The 19,164-nt window shown below is 60.9% G+C and carries 15 protein-coding genes and 1 tRNA gene; 11 read left to right on the top strand and 5 right to left on the bottom strand.

The window, feature by feature from the left end; genetic code table 11:
• Positions 1-201 precede the first annotated feature (201 nt).
• The 3 genes from A6U98_RS16055 to A6U98_RS16045 all read left to right on the top strand — a co-directional run bounded on the left by A6U98_RS16055 (position 202) and on the right by A6U98_RS16045 (position 4,191).
• Entirely contained in the window at positions 202-1,380 is a 1,179-nt protein-coding gene (locus A6U98_RS16055) for an acetate/propionate family kinase (RefSeq protein WP_064651310.1), read from the top strand.
• A gap of 71 nt (positions 1,381-1,451) precedes the next feature.
• The gene (locus tag A6U98_RS16050) at positions 1,452-3,836 is read left to right on the top strand and encodes a phosphoketolase family protein (protein WP_064651308.1); all 2,385 of its coding nucleotides are present in this window, start codon (positions 1,452-1,454) and stop codon (positions 3,834-3,836) included.
• Between the two features lie 169 nt (positions 3,837-4,005).
• Complete coding sequence (locus tag A6U98_RS16045) at positions 4,006-4,191, top strand: hypothetical protein (RefSeq protein WP_064651306.1); 186 nt, start codon at positions 4,006-4,008, stop codon at positions 4,189-4,191.
• A gap of 68 nt (positions 4,192-4,259) precedes the next feature.
• On the opposite strand, the gene A6U98_RS16040 is transcribed toward A6U98_RS16045, so the two are convergent.
• On the bottom strand, positions 4,260-5,150 hold the full coding sequence (locus A6U98_RS16040) for a helix-turn-helix domain-containing protein (RefSeq protein WP_064651304.1): 891 nt from the start codon (positions 5,148-5,150) through the stop codon (positions 4,260-4,262).
• A gap of 127 nt (positions 5,151-5,277) precedes the next feature.
• Here A6U98_RS16040 and pobA point away from each other — a divergent pair, with 127 nt between their 5' ends.
• The 7 genes from pobA (at position 5,278) to A6U98_RS16005 (ending at position 12,472) form a co-directional block, all read left to right on the top strand.
• Positions 5,278-6,450 (top strand): 4-hydroxybenzoate 3-monooxygenase, encoded by a 1,173-nt coding sequence (pobA, locus tag A6U98_RS16035; RefSeq protein WP_064651407.1) that lies wholly within the window; start codon positions 5,278-5,280, stop codon positions 6,448-6,450.
• 211 nt (positions 6,451-6,661) lie between these two features.
• Complete coding sequence (locus A6U98_RS16030) at positions 6,662-7,834, top strand: ABC transporter substrate-binding protein (protein WP_027683256.1); 1,173 nt, start codon at positions 6,662-6,664, stop codon at positions 7,832-7,834.
• Between the two features lie 71 nt (positions 7,835-7,905).
• Positions 7,906-8,769, top strand: coding sequence for a branched-chain amino acid ABC transporter permease (locus tag A6U98_RS16025; protein ID WP_064651302.1), 864 nt, complete (start codon positions 7,906-7,908; stop codon positions 8,767-8,769).
• A 1-nt stretch (position 8,770) separates the two neighbouring features.
• On the top strand, positions 8,771-9,775 hold the full coding sequence (locus tag A6U98_RS16020; protein WP_064651300.1) for a branched-chain amino acid ABC transporter permease: 1,005 nt from the start codon (positions 8,771-8,773) through the stop codon (positions 9,773-9,775).
• Positions 9,772-10,536, top strand: a complete 765-nt coding sequence (locus A6U98_RS16015; protein WP_064651298.1) for an ABC transporter ATP-binding protein — start codon at positions 9,772-9,774, stop codon at positions 10,534-10,536. The genes A6U98_RS16020 and A6U98_RS16015 overlap by 4 nt, the downstream gene beginning before the upstream one ends.
• Positions 10,517-11,233 (top strand): ABC transporter ATP-binding protein, encoded by a 717-nt coding sequence (locus A6U98_RS16010; protein ID WP_064651296.1) that lies wholly within the window; start codon positions 10,517-10,519, stop codon positions 11,231-11,233. The genes A6U98_RS16015 and A6U98_RS16010 overlap by 20 nt, the downstream gene beginning before the upstream one ends.
• Positions 11,234-11,623: 390 nt before the next feature.
• The gene (locus A6U98_RS16005) at positions 11,624-12,472 is read left to right on the top strand and encodes a VCBS domain-containing protein (RefSeq protein WP_280950234.1); all 849 of its coding nucleotides are present in this window, start codon (positions 11,624-11,626) and stop codon (positions 12,470-12,472) included.
• 448 nt (positions 12,473-12,920) lie between these two features.
• Here the strand turns inward: A6U98_RS16005 and A6U98_RS16000 are convergent.
• The 3 genes from A6U98_RS16000 to A6U98_RS15990 all read right to left on the bottom strand — a co-directional run bounded on the left by A6U98_RS16000 (position 12,921) and on the right by A6U98_RS15990 (position 16,934).
• Positions 12,921-12,997, bottom strand: a tRNA-Met gene (locus tag A6U98_RS16000).
• A gap of 135 nt (positions 12,998-13,132) precedes the next feature.
• Positions 13,133-14,332 carry a tRNA 2-thiouridine(34) synthase MnmA gene (mnmA, locus tag A6U98_RS15995; RefSeq protein ID WP_064651293.1) on the bottom strand — a complete coding sequence of 400 codons (1,200 nt, stop codon included), beginning with the start codon at positions 14,330-14,332 and terminating at the stop codon, positions 13,133-13,135.
• A 448-nt stretch (positions 14,333-14,780) separates the two neighbouring features.
• Positions 14,781-16,934, bottom strand: a complete 2,154-nt coding sequence (locus A6U98_RS15990; RefSeq protein WP_082933916.1) for a bifunctional diguanylate cyclase/phosphodiesterase — start codon at positions 16,932-16,934, stop codon at positions 14,781-14,783.
• A 165-nt stretch (positions 16,935-17,099) separates the two neighbouring features.
• On the opposite strand from A6U98_RS15990, the gene A6U98_RS15985 reads away from it, so the two are divergent.
• A complete protein-coding gene (locus A6U98_RS15985; protein ID WP_011653392.1) occupies positions 17,100-17,366 on the top strand; it encodes a hypothetical protein in 267 nt (88 codons plus the stop codon).
• A 158-nt stretch (positions 17,367-17,524) separates the two neighbouring features.
• Here the strand turns inward: A6U98_RS15985 and serA are convergent, their stop codons facing one another.
• Positions 17,525-19,120: a phosphoglycerate dehydrogenase gene (serA, locus tag A6U98_RS15980; protein WP_026158859.1), complete on the bottom strand. Its 1,596-nt coding sequence runs from the start codon at positions 19,118-19,120 to the stop codon at positions 17,525-17,527.
• Positions 19,121-19,164 lie beyond the last annotated feature (44 nt).

The following is a 19,164-nucleotide window of genomic DNA, read 5'->3' as shown; positions in this document are numbered from 1 at the left end:
AAGCCACTGATGTCGGACGATATTGACGGTGATGCGCTTGGTACCGTCGCCTCCATAAGAGATGCCGCATTGCGATCCCAAGCGGCGGACGATGGTTGTCTACGCAATGACAAAAGCGCGCCCCGAGCGAATAAATCCTTCCCGCCTGGACATCCGACGCTAAGTTCGGTCATCTCACACCCGCGCGGAGTCTTAGAGGACATGTCATCGACCGACCTGCTGCTGACCTTCAACACCGGTTCTTCGACCGTTAAGATCGGCATCTTCGCGATAGACGGCGCCGAGGCACGACGCATCGGCAAGGGCGTGATCGATTTCCGCGCCGAACCGCTGTCGCTCGGCCTGACGAAAGGGCTGCAGATAGTCGAGATGCCTTTGAAGGCCGAGGTGACGGAAGACTTGCACGGCGTCATCGATGAGACTTTTGCGCGTCTCGCCGATCACTTCGACATGACGGCGACGCGTGCTGCCGGCCACCGTGTCGTCCATGGCGGCGACCGCTTCACCAGGGCGATCTGCCTCGACGCCGCCGCAATCGATGCCGTCGATGCGCTGACCCCACTTGCGCCCCTGCACCAGCCGCAGTCGCTGCGTTTCATCCGCGCCCTCCGGCATCTGAAACCGCATCTTGCCCAGACGGCCTCCTTCGACACGGCTTTTCACGCCACGCAGGACGATCTCGTTCGCCGCTTCGCCATTCCCCGCGCGCTGCATGACGAGGGCATCAAGCGCTACGGCTTCCACGGCCTCTCCTATAAATTCATCGCCGGAGAGCTTCGCCGCAAGGCGCCGCGCGCGGCAAAGGTGGTTGTCGCCCATCTCGGCAGCGGCGCCAGCCTCTGTGCGCTGGATGAGGGCATCAGCCGCGATTGCAGCATGGGCTTTTCGACGCTCGACGGCATCCCGATGGCGACGCGCCCGGGCTGGCTCGATCCCGGCGTCATCCTGCATCTGGCCGGTCAGAGGAAACAGTCCTTCGGGGAGATCGAAGACCTGCTCTATCACCGCTGCGGCCTGCTCGGCGTCTCCGGCATCAGCGCCGATACGCGCGACCTGCTGAAGGACGGACGGCCGGAGGCGCGCCAGGCGATCGACCTCTTCACATTGCGCATTGCCGGCGAAATCGGCCGCATGGCGGTAACCCTTGGTGGCCTTGACGCCATCGTCTTCACCGCCGGCATCGGCGAGCATCAACCGGAGATCCGCGCTAGCGTCGCCAAGCGGCTGTCTTGGCTTGGCCTTGCAATCGACGAAAAGGCCAATGCTGCCAATGCTTTCACGATCAGCACGCGGGAAAGCAACATCGCCGCCCATGTCATCGCCACCGATGAGGAGCAGATCATCGCTGAGGAGGCGCTGTCCGTTCTTGGCAGTGGCTGATCCAGATCAACAGCTTGCCGGCATCCGCCGGTAGAATTGACGTTGAAGACGTTTTCGAACGGGAGAAACCCATGGAAAAGCATGTCTCGACCGCCGCTCTTACCGATGCCGAACTCACCCTGATCGACCGCTATTGGCGCGCCGCCAATTATCTCTCCATCGGCCAGATCTATCTGCTGGCCAATCCGCTGCTGCGCGAGCCGCTGAAATCAGAGCACATCAAGCCCCGCCTGCTCGGCCATTGGGGCACGACGCCCGGCCTCAACTTCATTTATGCGCATCTGAACCGTCTGATCCGCGCCCGCGACCTCGATATCATCTACATGTGCGGCCCCGGCCATGGCGGGCCGGGCATGGTCGCCAACACCTATCTCGAAGGCATCTACAGCGAGATCTATCCCGATATTTCCGACGACGCAGAGGGCATGCGCAAGCTCTTCCGGCAGTTCTCCTTCCCCGGCGGCATTCCGAGCCACGCGGCACCCGAAACACCGGGCTCGATCCACGAGGGCGGCGAGCTCGGTTACGCCCTCGTCCATGCCTATGGCGCCGCCTTCGACAATCCCGACCTGATCGTTGCCTGCGTCATCGGCGACGGCGAAGCCGAAACCGGGCCACTGGCTGCGAGCTGGCATTCCAACAAGTTTCTGAACCCTGCCCGCGATGGCGCCGTGCTGCCGATCCTGCATCTGAACGGCTACAAGATCGCCAATCCGACCATTCTTGGCCGCGCCAGTCACGAGGATTTGCAGAGCCTCTTTGAAGGCTACGGCTACGAGCCCTTCTTCGTCGAGGGTCACGAGCCGCGCGACATGCACCAGCAGATGGCCGCAACCTTCGACAGGGTTTTCGACCGCATTCGCGAAATCCAGGAGGAAGCCCGCAAGGGCAAGGCACCCGATATCTGCCCGCGCTGGCCGATGATCGTGCTGCGCAGCCCGAAGGGCTGGACAGGACCGAAGGAAGTCGACGGCAAGAAGGTCGAAGGCTTCTGGCGCGCCCACCAGGTGCCGGTCTCCAATTGCCGCGAGAATGAAGGGCATCGCAAGATCCTCGAGGATTGGATGCGCGGCTATGATCCGGAGGACCTGTTTGGCAGCGACGGTCGGCTGAAACCCGAGCTGCGGGCGCTAGCCCCTGTCGGCGAGCGCCGCATGGGCGCCAATCCGCACGCCAATGGCGGCTTGCTGCGCAAGGAACTCGATGTTCCCGATATCCGCGACTATGCGGTCGATATCGGCAAGCGCGGCAGCGCCATGGTGCAATCGACGGAAATCCTCGGCCATTACCTGCGCGATACGATGAAGCGCAACGCAGAGGCCGCCAATTTCCGTATCTTCGGCCCCGACGAGACCGAATCGAACCGCCTCGGCAGCGTCTTCGAAGTCACCGACCGTGTCTGGATGGAGGGTATCGAACCCTACGACGTCCACTTATCCCGGGATGGACGTGTCATGGAGGTGCTGAGCGAACATCTCTGCCAGGGCTGGCTGGAAGGCTATTTGCTGACCGGCCGGCACGGCCTATTCTCCTGCTACGAGGCCTTCATCCACATCATCGATTCCATGTTCAACCAGCACGCCAAATGGCTGAAGGTGACGCGGGAACTCGAGTGGAGAAAGCCGATCTCGTCGCTGAATTACCTGCTGACCTCGCATGTCTGGCGTCAGGACCACAACGGCTTCAGCCATCAGGATCCCGGCTTCGTCGACCTCGTCGCCAATAAGAAAGCCGATATCGTCCGCATCTACCTGCCGCCGGATGCCAACACCCTGCTCTGGGTCGGCGACCATTGCCTGCGCACCTACGACCGCATCAATGTCATCGTCGCCGGCAAGCAGCCGGAGCCGCAATGGCTATCGATGGACGAGGCGGTGAAACATTGCGAGGCCGGCATCGGCATCTGGCGCTGGGCGAGTAACGAGGACGACACCATTCTGCCCGATCTCGTCATGGCCTGCGCCGGCGACGTGCCGACCATGGAAACGCTTGCTGCCGTCGACCTGCTGCGCCAGGCCATTCCAGAACTGAAGATCCGCACCGTCAACGTCGTCGACCTCCTGGCACTGCAATCCAGGGATCAGCATCCGCATGGCCTGACCGACGAGGCATTCGATGCGATCTTCACCGCCGACAAGCCTGTCATTTTCGCCTATCACGGCTATCCCTATCTCATTCACCGCCTGACCTATAAACGCACCAACCACCGCAATATCCACGTCCGCGGCTTCATCGAGGAAGGCACGACGACCACCCCCTTCGACATGACCGTCCTCAACGAACTCGACCGCTTTCACCTCGCCATCGAAGCGATCGAGCGTGTGCCGGGCCTGAAGGAAAAAGCAGGAGAAGCGCTCGCCGCCTTCCGTGGCAAGCTTGCAGAACATCACGACTATGTCCGCGAATATGGTGAGGACATGCCGGAGGTGCGGAACTGGAAATGGCCGATGGCGTGAAGCGAAAACCAAACGGAATCGCACGGAAATGGTCGGCGGAGATCATCCGGCGGGAGTAATCGTCAGCAGGTCTAAAGTTGGTGAAAACGATCAGGGCGCTGTTTCATAATGGCCATATCGTAGGCTATGTGTCTTGGGAAAGCTGTAAGCCACTGACCGAGGAAACGACATGAAGGGTTTCGCTGCCACGCTCACCGCCGCCCGGCTGGAAAAGGCGCTCGCCTTGTACATGACGCCCGAAGCCCGGCCGGATGGCTCAGCCGATGCCGTCAAGCCAGCTGGGGAACGCGAGGCATACGAGACCCGCGCCGGCGAACGCGGCCGCAACACGGAAGACGGCGTTGAAGCCTGGTAAGGCGATCCCCACCGGGTGTCCTCGCGGATGCCTGTCCGCGCACGCGTCGCACCCGGAATGCCGGAACCCTACGCACGTTCGAGCCGGACTTTTTCCTTCATGCGCCAGACCCGCGGCGTTTCTCCCGTATATTTAAAAAAGAAGCGCGAGAAATAGGCGGGATCGGCAAAGCCGAGCCGAAACCCGATCTCCTGAACGCTACCAAGCGTGAAAACCAGCTGGCGTTTCGCCTCTTCGACGAGTTTGCCGGCGATCAGTTCATGGGGAGTGTTTCCGGTCATCGACCGGACGATGCGGGTGAGATGGGTCGGCGAAACACCAAGCTCTCTGGCGTAGAACGACGCGGGCTTGTGTGATCGAAAATGTTGCTGGATGAGCTCGCTCAGCATTTCCATCCGCCGCTCGTTCTCGTTGGCCGGAAGCTCGTGCGCATTCCCCTCATGGGAAATCCTCGCGGTCAGCCGCAGCGCCAGGGCGACATAGGCGGCCAACGCCTCGTTGCGGCCGCTGCGGCGGTTTTCGAATTCGTCGCCCAGCCGCCTCAACGTCTGCATGACATAGGCTGCCTCGGCATGATCGGGATCGAGCGGCGTCAGATGCGGCGCCGCCAGCCATTCGCCGAGATGGCTTCGCTCGCCAGGCGGATGGCTGAGATGGGATCTCAATAGGGTGATCACCAGGCCGTCGATATCGCGTGAAAAACGAAAGCCGTGATTGAGCCCGGGCGGCACGGTGATGATGGCCGGCGGACGGATGGCGTGGCTTTTTTCGCCGAAGATCGCATCGCCCGAACCGCTTTCGATGTACAATATCTGAAAGAAACTCTCGTGGCGGTGCGGGCGAATCTCCCATTGATGCAAACTGCTGCGAGAGCGAATAGTTTCGCAATGCACCCAAAAATCCGGTTCTCGCCCGGTCTTTTCGCCGTAGAGTTCATAAGTAGGGACCTGTCTGCTCATGGGGCTCCTTAGGGCTTCGCCGGCACCAATGTTCGATTAGTGCAATTTTAAGGTTGGGATGTCCATTGCTGCGGCAAGCGCGGCACGGCAGAATCTGGCAAAACGCAAAAATGCAGGGAGGCAGCATTTGCGAACGCAGGTCGCCATCATCGGTTCGGGGCCATCCGGCCTGCTGCTCGGCCAGCTTCTGACCGAAGCCGGCATCGACAATGTCATCCTCGATCGTGTGAACAAGGACTACATCCTTGGCCGGGTTCGAGCCGGCGTTCTGGAGGAAGGCACCGTCGGGCTGCTGGATCAAGCCAAAGCAGGCGCGAGGCTGCATGCCGAGGGCCTGCCGCATGACGGTTTCTCGCTGGCCTTTGACGGACGCGACCATCGCATCGACCTTCACGACTTGACCGGCGGCAGGCGCGTTACGGTTTATGGACAGACCGAAGTGACGCGCGATCTCATGGAGCGGCGCGAAGAAGGCGGCTCCCTGTCGATCTACGATGCCGTCGATGTCACGCCGCATGACTTCGACGGCCATTCACCCTTCGTCACCTATGTGAAAGACGGTGTTGCCAAGCGCATCGATTGCGATTTCATCGCCGGCTGCGACGGGTTTCACGGCGCCAGCCGCAAGACCGTCCCGGAACGGGCGATCAAGAGTTTCGAGAAGGTTTACCCCTTTGGCTGGTTGGGGGTCCTTGCCGACGTGGCGCCCGTCAGCCATGAGCTGATCTACGCCAACCATCCGAGGGGCTTTGCGCTTTGTTCGATGCGCTCGGCGACCCGCAGCCGCTACTACATCCAATGCGCGCTCGACGAAAAGATCGAGGACTGGAGCGACGATCGCTTCTGGGACGAGTTGAGACGGCGCCTGCCGACGCATCATGCCGAGGCATTGGCGACCGCACCGTCCTTCGAAAAATCGATCGCGCCGCTGCGCTCCTTCGTCGCTGAACCGATGCGTTTCGGCCGGCTTTTCCTGGTCGGCGACGCCGCCCATATCGTCCCGCCGACCGGCGCCAAGGGATTGAACCTTGCGGCCAGCGACGTCCATTACCTTTTCTCCGGGCTAATCGAGCACTACCGCGAAGGCTCGAATAGTGGCATCGACGCCTACTCGCAAAAGGCGCTCGCCCGTGTGTGGAAAGCCGTGCGGTTTTCCTGGTGGATGACGACGATGATGCATCGTTTTCCGGATACCGGGGATTTTGACCAGAAGATCCAGGAGGCGGAACTCGACTATCTCACCCATTCTCGCGCCGCCTCGACGGCGCTTGCGGAGAACTATGTGGGACTGCCATTCTGATAGGAGTGCCTGAGGTGGGGCCGTGGACCAGAATTTCGACCGTAGAACCGGCCGCCGATAGTTCCGCTCTTCGATACGAAATCATAATTGTACAGTTATGGATTGCGGTATTTATTTCATTTTACATCACCATTTCGCATGACAGGTTAGCGCTAAATTTTAGCGGCTAGCGAAATACGGCGCTGGAGTGCGCCAAACAGGGAGAGAGAGAATGAAGAAGCTATTTCTGGCCGCCATTGCGGCAGTCGCCATGGGCACGAGCGCCTATGCCGACACCATCAAAGTTGGGGTCATCGGGCCGTTCTCCGGTCCGTTCGCGCTCCAGGGCAAGAACTTCAAGGCCGGCATCGACGCCTATATGGCGGTCAACGGCAACACGGTCGGCAACGACACGGTCGAGATCGTCTATCGCGATGTGCCGCAGGCCGATCCCGCCCAATCCAAGGCGCTGGCGCAGGAACTGATCGTCAAGGAGAAGGTCCAGTATCTCGCCGGCTTCTACTTCACGCCCGATGCCATGGCGGTGACGCCGATCCTGAAGCAGGGCAATGTGCCGATGGTCATCATGAACGCCGCCACCTCGGCGATCGTGACCAAGAGCCCGCTCGTCGTTCGCACCTCGTTTACCACCTGGCAGACCTCGACGCCGATCGCCAAGGTCGCCTTCGACGCCGGCGTCAAGAAGGTGATTTCCGTCGTCAGCGATTACGGCCCCGGCATCGACGCCGAGAACGCCTTCAAGGCCGGCTTCGAAAAGGCCGGCGGTCAGGTGGTCGAGGCGATCCGCATGCCGCTTGCGACCAACGATTTCAGCCCGATCATGCAGCGCATCAAGGATTCCGGAGCTGAGGGCGTCTTCGCCTTCCTGCCGTCAGGTCCGACGACGCTCGGCTTCGTCAAGGCTTACAACGATAATGGCCTGAAGACCGCCGGCATCAAGTTCTTCGCGCCGGGCGATCTGACCCAGGAATCCGATCTGCCGGCCCTCGGCGATGCGGCACTCGGTATCCAGACGACTTTCCACTACGCCGTGTCGCATGATTCTCCGGAGAACAAGGCTTTCGTCGAGGCGGCGACCAAAGCGATCGGCAACAAGGCCGAACTCTCCTTCCCCTCAGTCAGCGCCTATGACGGCATGTATGTGATCTACAAGATGATCGAGGCGACGGGCGGCAAGCAGGATGCTGAGAAGGCCGTCGATGCGGTCAAGGGCCTTGCCTGGGTGAGCCCGCGCGGCCCCGTTTCGATCGATCCGGAAAGCCGCCACATCACGCAGAATATCTATCTGCGCGAAGTCACCAAAGCCGATGACGGGACCTACATCAACAAGGAGGTCCAGACCTTCGAGAAGCAGGGCGATCCGGGCCTGGCCGCCGTCAAGTAAACATCGAGCGTCAAGACAGGCGACGGGCTTGGCCTGCGATCAGGCCGAGCCCGTCGAAGCAAGGGATTTCCATGCAGACAGTCTTCAGCATAGCCGTCGACGCCCTTGCCTATGGCATGGTGCTCTTCGTGATCTCGATCGGCCTTTCGGTGACCATGGGGCTGATGCGTGTCGTCAACCTCGCTCACGGCGCTTTCGCAATGATCGGCGGCTATATCGCCTCCTATGTCGCTCGCGACCTCGGCCTTGGTTATGCCACGGCGGTCATCGCCGCCATTGTCATCACCATCATCGTCGCCATTCCGATCGAGCGTTTTCTCTACCGCCGGATCTATGGCGCGCCGGAACTGACCCAGGTGCTGATGACCATCGGCATCACCTTCTGCGTCATCGGCATCGCCAATTATGTCATGGGGCCGACGCTGAAGACCATTCCGCTTGCCGGTGCGCTGCAGGGGTCAGCCGATCTCGGCTTCCGCACCATTCCCGTTCACCGGCTTTTCGTCATCCTCTGCGGCCTGGCCGTGGCGCTCGCCCTCTGGTTTGCGATCGACAGGACGAGCTTCGGCGTCAAGCTGCGCGCCTCCGTCGATGATGCGGCGATGGCTGCGGCACTCGGCGTGCGCACCGAGATCATCTATGCGGTGAGCTTTGCCGTTGCCGTCGGGCTTGCCGCCTTCGGTGGCGTGGTCGGGGCCGAACTCCTGCCCGTCGAACCCTATTACGCGCTGCGCTACATGGTGACCTTCCTGGTTGTCGTCTCCGTCGGCGGCGCAGGTTCCATTCCGGGCGCGCTGATTGCCTGCCTGCTGCTGGGCGCGATCGATACGACAGGACGGTATCTGATGCCGGAATTCGGCGAATTCTTCTTCTATCTCGCCGTGATCGCAATCATCTGCGTCTTCCCGCGCGGCCTTGCCGGAAGGGCGAAATAAGATGGCGCTTGTCATGAACAACGAAAACGAAGGTCTACAGCATCGTCGCGGGTTTATCGGCCGCGATATTATCGGAATAGCGGTCATCATAGCCATTGCCGCGATCGGCTATTTCGCCTTCCCCGATAATCTCGCCCTTCTGACCCGGATGATCACCATCGCGTTGCTTGTCCTGTCGCTCGATCTGGTGACCGGTTATTGCGGCGTCGCAACGCTCGGCCATGCCGCGCTCTTCGGCTCCGGCGCCTATGCCGCCGGGATCCTGTCGGCGCATTACGGCATCAATGACCCGCTGCTGATGATGCTTGCCGGCATCACAGGTGGCGCGGTTGCCGGACTGCTCTGCGGCGCCATCATCCTGCGTGCGCATGGGCTGCCGCAGCTGGTGCTGTCGATTGCGCTGATCAACCTCTTCCATGAATTCGCCAACAAGGCCTCGTCTTGGACAGGCGGCAGCGATGGACTTTCCGGCATTGCGCCGGATTCGGTCTTCGGCCTCTTCGAATTCGATCTCTACGGTCACACCGCCTTCTTCTTCGGAATGGCGCTGCTGCTGATCGTCTTCGTGCTGCTGAGGGTTCTGGTTCGCTCGCCCTTCGGCATGCTCTGCCGCGCCATCAAGCAGGACCCGTTGCGCATCCGCGCCATGGGCGCTTCGCCAAAGGCAGCTCTGATCAGGATGTACGCGATCTCCGGCGCCGTCGCCGGTGTCGGCGGCGCACTGAATGCGATTTCGACACAGGTCGTCGGCCTCGACAGCCTGTCTTTCACGCAGTCGGCCGAAGCGCTTGTGATGCTGGTCCTCGGCGGCACCGGTTCTCTCTTCGGGGCGCTCTCCGGCACTGTCATCTTCATGCTCTTCGAGGACTATGTCTCCGCCGCCAATCCCTTCCACTGGCTGACCATGGTCGGCGTGCTACTGATCGCCGTCGTGCTCTTTGCGCCGAAAGGTCTCTATGGCACGGCCGCAGCCTTCGTTGGCCGTCGCAGGGAGCAGCGCTCATGAGCCCGGTCTTCGAAGTCGTCAATCTCAAGAAGGCCTTCGGCGGCCTTGCCGTCACCAATGATGTCTCGCTCACGATGTCGCCTGGCGATCGCATCGCGCTGATCGGCCCGAACGGCGCCGGCAAGACCACCTTCGTCAACCTCGTAACCGGTAATCTATCGCCCGATTCCGGCGAGGTTCGTCTCGGCGGCGAGGTGGTGACGAAGGTCGATGCGATCGGCAGGGTCAGACGCGGTCTTGTCCGCTCCTTTCAGGTGACGCGGCTCTTCCAGGACATGACGCCGGCCGAACATGTGGGGCTTGCCGTCCTTCAACGCGATGGAAAGACTGGGCACATGTTCGGCAATTTCCTGCGTATGCCCGATGTCATGGCGGAGGTCGATGATCTCCTTGGCAAGCTCGGGCTGGCTTTCCTGATGCATCGCAAGGTCAGCGAAATCGCCTATGGCCAGCAGCGGCTTCTCGAGATCGCCGTGGCGCTGGCATTGAAGCCGAAAGTCCTGCTGCTCGACGAGCCGGCAGCGGGCGTGCCGCAAAGCGATACCGGCCGCATCGAGCAGGCGCTGGCCGATCTGCCCGCCGATCTCGCCGTGCTGATGATCGAACACGACATGGATCTCGTCTTCCGTTTTGCCAGACGCGTCATCGTGCTTGCATCAGGCGCGATCATCTTCGATGGCCTGCCTGATGACGTCACCAAGGATGCGCGCGTGCGCGAGGCCTATCTCGGGAGCTATGCCAATGCCAGCCATATCGCTTGAGGTCGAAAATCTGTCGGCCGGATATGGGCCGACGAGAGTGCTCGAAGGCATTTCCTTCTCCGTGCCGGCAGGTGCCAGGCTTGCTGTGCTCGGCCGCAACGGCATGGGCAAGACCACGCTGCTGGCGACGCTTGCCGGGCAGACCAGGCGATACGAGGGCAGCATCCGCCTCGGCAATTCGGATGTCACGACGGCACCGAGTGCTGCACGCGCGCATAAAGGCCTCGGATATGTGCCGCAGGCACGCTGCGTCTTCCCGACGCTGACGGTCGAAGAAAATCTCTTCGTCGGCTTGAAGGCGCGACCGAAGACGGCGCTAGAGGAGGCCTATGCAATGTTCCCGCGCCTGAAGGAGCGCCGCCGCAACCTCGGCAGCCAGCTTTCCGGCGGCGAGCAGCAGATGCTCTCCACGGCCCGCACCATTCTCGGCCGCCCTTCCGTCCTGCTGCTCGACGAACCGCTGGAGGGCCTCGCCCCCGTTATCTGCGAGGAACTGATGGCGGCCTTCACCGACCTCGCCAAGACGGGAGACATGACCATCCTGCTGGTCGAGCAGCGCATCCAGAGCGCGCTCGATTTCGCCGATCAGGTCGTCATTCTCGAACGAGGACGACTGGCCTGGAGCGGAACGCCGGAAAATCTCACCAGGGATCACGAGGCTGTCGAGAGCCTGCTCGGGGTCGGCGGCCTGCATTGATTGGATGATCGGCAGAAGCTCAGGCTCTGCTGATTGCTCCCCTTTCGCCGTCAAGATTGCTCTTGGCGCGCCGAGCAATTGATGCAGTATATCGTCATGACGACGTCATGAATGACCTGTCATTATTATCCTGCCTGCAAGTTTTCCGCTGGACGAATTGATGGATCGCCTGAAAAGGCGAGAAACACCACGATCGATGAAGGGGCAGCAACGTAAGACAAGACGTAAATCCTGGTTCATCAACAGGATCGACGTTTATGCCGCTCCCTTTACTTGAATAGTTGAGCTGTAATCGACCGGAATTTGTGACGTTGACGGGGCGGAATTGCTCTGCCGCTGCATCAATTTCGGTTGCCAGATACCCGACAAGGTTGCATAGTCGAATTGAACATCACACGGGAGGTAGAAATGGCAAACCACAAGCCGGTCGCAGGCGACGTATACTTGCCTGTTTTCGATATCAACGACCCGATCAGCGGCGACATTCTCGAAAATACCAGTTCCACCGATGTCGACGGAGATGCGGTACGCCTCAATTTCGTGAATGGACAACGCATTCCGCAACCGGCCAATGGATCCCCGGCCACAAGCACGACGATTGAAGGAGACTATGGTACGCTCACCGTTTACTCCGACGGCAGCTACACCTATGCGCTCAATCACTCCAACCCGGTGGTGGCAGCGCTCGGACCGGGAGATGCGCTCGTCGAAAAGTTCACCTTCAAGATATCAGACGGCAAAGGCGCCACCGACGTTGGCGCGTTCAGTATCGCAATAGACCTGCCGGAACGCGGCGACGTCTTCGTCAATTTCGAGGATGTCGGCAACCACGACTTCCCGACGGGCTACAAAGGCTTCGATTGGGGCGCTTGGTACGATGGTGACGACGCGACTGTGCGGGAGGAAGCGGATGGCAACCACTATCTGGGAGGAGGTGTGTTCTGGACGCCCATCCAAGCCGCCGATGGCGGCAACTTTCAGATCGAGCAATTCAGTGTCGCAAACGGCACATCGGACTATGACAACGTTCTGACGATCGAAGGTAAGCTGGACGGCGATACCGTATTCTTGGTCACGGTCAACGTCACCGCCGACAGCATTCATGACCCGCAAGTGATCGATCTCAGCGCCTACGGCGAAATCGACTCCCTCGTGCTCGACACGGAGCCCGTCATCACAGAGACGAGCGGCCCGGATTATTATGGTGCGCAATACGACAACTTTCATTTCATCGTTTGACGGAGGGGGAAAAGGGCGTCGTATCGCCGAAATCTTTGCATCTTTGCCAAGTTCGCTCTGCTGTGGCTATCTGATAGCAATATCTTGCGATAGCTGACCGGGTTGCGTCTTGCTAACATAGGATCGTGCGAGGAGGCACGGTTATGCTGGGATGGAGGAAATGATGCAGCCAGTCGGGATGAGGTTAGCGGCGGTCATGTTCTCGCTCGCCGTATGGGCTATTATTATCGCTGTCGCATCGCACCTTTGGGCGACGAAGATGCCTCTGTTGCTTTTGGCGCTCTACAGATAGGCCTGCCCTCGGCGTTGGCGGAAATGCTGCAGATCAGGGGCCGAACTGCTTTCGTCCCCTCGACGCCACGTTTGGCGCTGCGATCAATCTGCTAGCACGGCCTTCGGAACCGGCTTAAAACCGAGCCGCAAAATCGCTAATTCTGCAATAAGGAGATGGTAGCGGAGGAGGGATTTGAACCCCCGACACAAGGATTATGATTCCTCTGCTCTGACCTACTGAGCTACTCCGCCACTGGTCAACGATACCCGCTCGCGAAGCGATGCCGGTTCGTGGGATGAGCGGCTTATAAGGTGCGCTTCGGCTTTGTGTCAAGCGCATGATCGAGAAAAACGGTGGGCTTTGCCGCCTCCCGTTTCCGATGGGTTTCAGGCGGCGACGGGGCTGGCCAGAAGGGCCTTCAGGCAGGCTTCCGCCGAAGGCTCGCGCTCGGAACGTTCGATGAAGCCGCCACCGAAGACGCGGGCGTTGTCGCCGGGGGCGGAATAAAGCGCGCAGGCCTGGCCGGGCGCGATGCCAGCCTCGCCGACCGTCAGGTCGACATAGGTGCCGGTTGCATCGACATGCAGCACGGCCGGCGCCGGTGCCCGTGTCGAGCGCACCTTGGCGTAGCAGGCAAAGCCCTTGCCGGCGGCGGCTTCCGCAAGCGTCTCGTCGCCCAGCCAGTTGACGTCGCGCAGGTAGACGCGGTGCGTTTCCAACGCCTCCTTCGGTCCGACGATGACGCGGCGCGAGCGGGCGTCGAGAAAGACGACATAGAGCGGCTCGCCGGTGGCGATGCCGATGCCGCGGCGCTGACCGATCGTGAAGTGCAGGATGCCTTCATGGCTACCGAGCACGCGGCCGTCGAGATGGACGATCTCACCGGCAAGCGCCGCATTCGGCTTCAGCTTGGTGATGACGTCGGAATATTTGCCCTGCGGCACGAAGCAGATGTCCTGGCTGTCGGCCTTCTTGGCAACGACGAGGCCCATCTCTTCGGCAAGCCTGCGGGTTTCGGCCTTCGGCAGGCCGCCCAGCGGAAAGCGGAGATAATCGATCTGTTCCTGCGTCGTTGCGAAGAGGAAATAGCTCTGGTCGCGGTCGGCATCGGCCGGTCGGAAAAGCGCGCGGCGGCCGGGATTGTCCGGCGAAGGATTCCGTCCCGAGCGGATATAGTGGCCGGTCGCCAGCGCATCGGCGCCAAGCTCCTTGGCGGTCGCCAGAAGATCGGCGAATTTGACGGTCTGGTTGCAGGAAACACAAGGGATCGGCGTTTCGCCCGCCACATAGCTTTCGGCGAAGGGGTTGATCACCGTCTCACGAAAGCGCTTTTCGTAATCGAGCACGTAATGCGGAATGCCGAGCGTTTCGCAGACGCGGCGCGCATCATCGATATCCTGGCCGGCGCAGCAGGAGCCGGCGCGGTGAACGGCGGCGCCATGATCGTAAAGCTGCAGCGTGATGCCGAGCACATCGTAACCCTGCTGTTTGAGAAGGCCGGCGACGACGGATGAATCGACGCCGCCCGACATGGCGACGACGACGCGGGTCTCTTCCGGCTTCTTGTCAAAATCCAGTGTGTTCAACGATGGTGCCAATTCTGCGCGGTCACGATCCGCCCTTGCGCTGCAATTGCGGCGGATTGCTGATCTCCGGCGGGATCGACCGCCGTCTCTCGATGAGGCACCGATATAGAAAGGATTGTCCCTGGACGCAAGGGGCGGCCTTCGGCACCCGATAGTTTCGCATTCCCACACAAAGAAAGGCGCAGCCGAAGCCGCGCCTTGGAGCGGGGGGTGCGGCTCAAGTGCCGATCAGCTTGTTGCAGGCGAATGCGATGCTCGGATTGGCGATTATGGCGGTTACGAGCGCCAGTCCGATCATCGAGAATGAATAGCGTTTCATAGACATCCTCCTTTCCAGCCCGCGACGATTATGCCGCTTCTGCCGCCGTTCTCAAAATGACGAATGCTTGATGGCATCAGGCGGCATGCCTCTGCTGGACGGCTGATCCCAGCTGCCGCGCAAGCACTTCTATCTGCGAGATGAAGCGGCCTTCAGCGCGCGACCATGGATCAGCGCCTCCGCCTCGTGCTGCGGCATCGGCCGGCCGAGCAGATAGCCCTGCACCTCGCTGAAGCCTTCAGCGCGCAGCTGCTGCAACTGCTCTTCCGTCTCGATCCCTTCAGCCAGCGTCGTCGCGTTGAAGCCGGAGCCGATGCCGACGACGGCGCGCACGATGGCGAGATTGCCGGCATCCGTCTCGATGCCCGAAACGAAGCTGCGGTCGAGCTTGATCTTGTCGAAGGGGAACGACCTGAGATAGCTCAGCGACGAATAACCGGTGCCGAAGTCGTCGATGGCGATGCGAACGCCGAGTTCCTTCAATGCACGCAGCCGCGGCAGGCTTTGGTCGGCATCGGTCAGGAATACGGATTCGGTGATTTCGATTTCAAGCCGGTCGGCATTGAGGCCGGTCTCGTCGAGCGCCGAGACCACGGTCGAAAGCAGGCTTGCATGCCGAAACTGGCTGACAGAGAGATTGACGGCGATCCTCAAATGGGCGGGCCAGCCGGCAGCCGCGCGGCAGGCTTCCCGGATCACCCAGTCGCCGATCGGCACGATGAGGCCGGTTTCCTCGGCAAGCGGAATGAATTCCATCGGCGCCACCAGCCCGCGCTTGGGATGGCGCCAGCGGATCAGCGCCTCGAAGCCGCCGATGCCGTCATTGTCGAGCTGCACGATCGGCTGGTAATGCAGCTCGAAGTGGCGCTTCTCCAGCGCTTCCCACAATTCGGCGGTCATCACGTGCCGGCGTTCAGCGGCAAGCCGCATCTCCGTCTCGTAGAAACGATAGGTCGAGCGCCCGCTCTCCTTGGCGGCATAGAGCGCCAGATCCGCATGCCGCATCAACACATCCGCGTCGCCGGCATGATCGGGCGCCAAGGCGATGCCGATACTGCAGGTGACATGCTCCCGGGCGCCGTCGAGATCGAAGGCACGGCTCAACGCCTTGAGCAGCCGCTGCGCAAAACGCCCGGCCCGCTCCGGTTCGTCGAGCTCCAGCACGACGGCGAACTCGTCGCCGCCGAGACGGGCAACGAGATCGCCCTCCTCCGCCAGCTGCAGCAACCGCTCCGACACCTGGCAAAGCAGCGCGTCGCCGGCGGCATGTCCCTTGCTGTCGTTAATATGCTTGAAATGATCGACGTCGATATAGAGCAGCGCGATCGGGCTGTCGGCGGCCGCTTCGACCGCCCGCTGGTTGATATGGTTTGAAAATGCCGCCCGGTTCGGCAGGCCGGTGAGCGAATCGTGCATGGCGAGATGGGCAAGCTTTGCCTCGACTGTGCGCTCCTCCGTCACGTCCTGCGAGATGCCGAGCAGATAACGCGGCGCATGGCCCTCCGGTGTCGGCAGGGCGCGCTTGACGGTGCGCAGGACGCGCGGCACGCCATCGGCGCGCAGCATGGTCTCCTCGAAGCTGATCGTCGCATTGGCTTCGAAGGCCCGGCGATCCTGCTCGCGGAAGGCGTCTGTCTGACTGGGAGGAAACAGCGCCCGGTCGGTTCGGCCGACCACGTGCTCCGCCCTCATGCCGACGATATCGCCGCAGGCCTCGTTGAAGAGAACGTAAAGCCCGTCCGCTTCCATGTCCTTGACGAAGACGCCGACCGGCAGGTTGTCGACGATGCTGTCGAGAAGCGAGCGCGTATCGCTCATCTGGCGTCTGGCGGCGTTGACCTCGGTGCGATCTTGCACGATCGCCAGGATTGCGGCCCGGCCCTCGAAACGCACTTCTCGGCCATAGGTCAGCACTTCGAAGGTCTCGCCGCTCGCCTTGAGGTGAACCCAGCGTTCCGCCTTTTCCATGTCGGTACGGCCGCTGACGGCGTCGCTCATCCGTTCCCGCTCATGCTCAGGGCGGATATCCAGAACCGTCATGCGCCGGTACTCGTCCGCCCCATAGCCGTAAAGTGCTGCCGCCGCCTCGTTGACGATGAGAAAATGCAACGATATCGGATCATAGACCCACATCGGCGACGGATGCGTTGCAAACAATGACCGGAAGTCGTCGTTCGGTGCTTCGGTCTGCTCGGTCTTCTGCAAGGGGGCCATGGAAATTCGCGTGCGGTTGATGCCGATGGCACGGGTATACTGAGAAAAGTTAAATAAAATCAGAATCATACTCAGGGTTAAACTTTAGGCTTTCGCCTTCAGAATGTGCAAAAAGCGGCAGTTTGCCATCGCGATCTCGGTCCTCGATAAAATATTTGAGGCACCACGGAACAATTCCCTCGATCGTCCGTTCTTGGGCATCGAAGTCGCAATCGAATTGCTGAGGAGGGTTTCATGGGCAGGTTCGGCACGACGACGGATTACAGCAGGATCAGACACTGGATCGAGGAGCGCGGCGGCCATCCCGCCCGGATCAAGAACGCACCGGACAGTGAAACCGTCCGCGTCGATTTTTCCTCTGAAACGCAGGAAGAGATTTCCTGGGACGAATTCTTCCAGGGTCTCGACGGCAGCAGGCTCGCCTTCCTTCACCGCACGAAGGCTGAAGACGATGTCGCCCGTTTCGGCAAAATCCTCCGCCGGAAACGCCGGCACCACTAATGCATGTCGCCCAAAAGTGTGCAGCGGTTTTGGGACCACGACATGCATCAAATAAAGACTTAAAGCGCGACGCGCTTTGAGATTCACCTGCTCCTGACGCAGCAAAAACCCGGCGCCGTTTCCAGCGCCGGGTTTTTCATTTCCTCGGGAGGAAAAACTCAGTCGATATTGAAGGTCAGCGGCTTTGCCTGGCGAACCGCCTGGTGGGCAGTCAACTCAGCAAGCACGGCGTCATCAACCTTACCGTCGACATAGAGCAGCGCGATGGCGTCGCCGCCCTGCTTGTCACGGCCGAGCTGGAAGTTGGCGATGTTGACGCCGGCAGCACCAAGCGTCGTGCCGATGAAGCCGATCATGCCGGGAACGTCGGTATTGGTGATGTAGATCATGTGCGAGCCGACATCGGCATCGAGGTTGATGCCCTTGATCTGGATGAAGCGCGGCTTGCCATCCGAAAACACCGTGCCGGCGACCGAGCGCGTCATGCTTTCGGTCGTCACCGTCAGCTTGATATAGCCGTCGAAGACACCTGTCTTGTCGCGCTTGACCTCGGAAAGCACGATGCCCTTTTCCTTGATCATGATCGGCGCCGAAACCATGTTGACGTCGGCGACCTGCGGACGGATGAGGCCGGCGAGCACAGCGCTCGTCAGCGCCCGCGTGTTCATGTTGGCGGTGATGCCGTCATAGAGGATTTCGATTTCCTTGATCGGCTCTTCGGTGACCTGGCCGACGAAGGCGCCGAGAACATCGGCAAGGCGGATGAAGGGCTTCAGGATCGGCGCTTCCTCAGCCGTGATCGACGGCATGTTTATGGCGTTGGAGACCGCACCATTGACGAGGTAGTCCGCCATCTGTTCGGCCACCTGCAAAGCGACGTTCTCCTGAGCCTCGGTCGTCGAGGCACCGAGATGCGGCGTGCAGACGACGTTCGGCAGGCCGAAGAGCGGGCTTTCCTTGGCGGGCTCGACCTCGAACACGTCGAAGGCGGCACCCGCGACATGGCCCGACTTGATCGCCTCGGCAAGCGCTGCCTCATCGACCAGGCCACCGCGGGCGCAGTTGATGATGCGCACGCCGGGCTTGGTCTTCGCCAGTGCTTCCTTGTTGAGGATGCCGCGTGTCTTGTCGGTCATCGGCACATGCAGCGTAATGAAGTCGGCGCGGGCGAAAAGCTCTTCCAGCTCGACTTTGGTGACGCCCATCTCTTCGGCGCGCTCCTTGGAGAGAAACGGATCGTAGGCGACGACGTGCATCTTCAGGCCGATGGCCCGGGCGCAGACGATCGAACCGATATTGCCGGCGCCGATGACGCCGAGCGTCTTGCCAGTGATCTCGACGCCCATGAATTTCGACTTCTCCCACTTGCCGGCCTGCGTCGAGGTATCGGCTGCCGGAAGCTGGCGGGCGACGGCAAACATCAGCGCGATCGCGTGTTCGGCCGTCGTGATCGAGTTGCCGAAGGGCGTGTTCATCACGATGATGCCGCGGCGCGAGGCGGCCGGGATATCGACATTGTCGACGCCGATGCCGGCACGGCCGACGACCTTGAGGTTCGTCGCCCGCTCGATGATCTTTTCCGTCACCTTGGTGGCGGAGCGGATGGCCAGGCCATCATACTTGCCGATGACTTCGAGCAGACGATCTTTGTCCTTGCCGAGCTGCGGTTCGAAATCGACTTCGACGCCGCGGTCGCGAAAAATCTGGACGGCGGTTTCCGACAATTCGTCGGATACGAGAACGCGAGGTGCCATGAGGGCCTCCTTCAAAAGTGTTCAGCGATGAATGAATCAGGAAT

Origin of the sequence: Rhizobium sp. WYCCWR10014 (assembly GCF_001657485.1) — a bacterium.
Lineage (GTDB): Bacteria > Pseudomonadota > Alphaproteobacteria > Rhizobiales > Rhizobiaceae > Rhizobium.
The sequence above is the reverse complement of the archived record's forward strand: the minus strand, read 5'-3'. Positions and strand labels throughout refer to the sequence as shown.